Source organism: Pseudoalteromonas sp. bablab_jr011, assembly GCF_016464045.1.
GTDB classification, from domain to species: Bacteria; Pseudomonadota; Gammaproteobacteria; order Enterobacterales; family Alteromonadaceae; genus Pseudoalteromonas; species Pseudoalteromonas lipolytica.
The window spans coordinates 1-1,314 of sequence record NZ_JACDWU010000027.1 but is presented as its reverse complement, the minus strand read 5'-3'; the positions used below and the strand labels follow the sequence as shown (position 1 = coordinate 1,314).

Annotated in this window: 1 protein-coding gene and 1 pseudogene; both read right to left on the bottom strand. The window is 36.4% G+C overall.

Annotated features, from left to right (window positions below):
* Positions 1–648 (bottom strand): annotated as a pseudogene (locus JIG41_RS00670) (hypothetical protein); the annotation flags it as partial.
* Positions 649–865: 217 nt separating this feature from the next.
* Positions 866–1,162: a hypothetical protein gene (locus JIG41_RS00665; protein WP_065979082.1), complete on the bottom strand. Its 297-nt coding sequence runs from the start codon at positions 1,160–1,162 to the stop codon at positions 866–868.
* Between the last annotated feature and the right edge of the window lie 152 nt (positions 1,163–1,314).

Below are 1,314 nucleotides of genomic sequence, written 5' to 3'. Positions count from 1 at the left end.
CCAATTTGTTTCATACTCCCACGTCCTTTTAAAGTCGTCATTGCTCCTTGAGCTTTCAAGCATTTCTCTAAAATCGAAGACATCGGCAAAATTATCATTCGTAACATCATACCTTCCATAGCCCCGGGATTCAGGCCCGATATATTTCAAATAATTAGATTTAAAATCCTTTATAGCACTTACTAATTCCTCCGAACCATTTAGTTTTTCTTCTAAGTACTCTTTTTCAAGGTCTGTAATCGAACCTGTCGCTTCTAAAGTACCAGATTGGTTTATTGATATTCCCCAACTTTTATAGGCCAATGAAGGCGCTTGATTATTTATATCTGAGAGTAATGCATCATAAGGAGAAAGCATTTTTTCCACAGCCTTCGGTACACTCCCACCAGGCATATATAATTCGCCAGTCGCAACAGCAAGTTCATACATAAAGTCATCAACCGTTTTAGTCATGTCTATTTTGCTCGCGGTCATTGTCAGTGGCTTGCTATATGTTTGCTCTAGTTCAGTTGGCTCGCTTTTGTGATATATGTCATCCGCCAACTTTTTCAGCTCATTATTTAAAAGAGCCTCCCCATCTTTGGGTGATTCTAATGTCACATTTTGATTATTTAGTGGCTGCGGTAAATTTTCAGAAATAACCTTCATAACACGTCCCTGTTTCAGTGATATGGTTTTGTATCGGCCTATTTTTATAATTCTTTAAAGCTTAAATGCTGCTAGATTGATGTTAACTCATCACTGGACAGAAACACGTTAGAGTATTTATTCGGTAACGCCCTGTTAACAGGCAATAAAATTGTTGGCTAAAATGAGCGACGCAGGAGCAAAAGCCAACTGTTTTTTGTCCTTGTTTAATTTCTTGTTATGTTGAAACTTGCGCAATCAAATGATTAATACCATAAAAAGTAAGAAACAAGCCAATTAATAAGCCTAACAACCTAATGTTTTTATGTGCATCTGAAGGTATGGCTAGCATACTTGCAATACCTATTTTTTCACCAAGTTGCCAAGCTAAACACTTGTCCAATCCCCAGAAGGTTAAAAACAGATAAATACTTACTAATGATTCATAGTTTTTATCTAAATAATGAAAAGTAAAAAATAAAACTATGCAAAGTAAAGCTAAGGCAAAGATAACGCTTTTAAATTTTTTTATCACCTAACCTTTCCTTGAAACATAACATTTTAGTATTTATGCGACACGCAGTTTGTGTTGCATAATCGCTTGTTGGACTGAGCCGCTACCTACTCGGTGTGTCAGAGTTGGTGTTGTTTATGCTATGGGAATTTGCTTTTTCTGGCCTAAGCGAT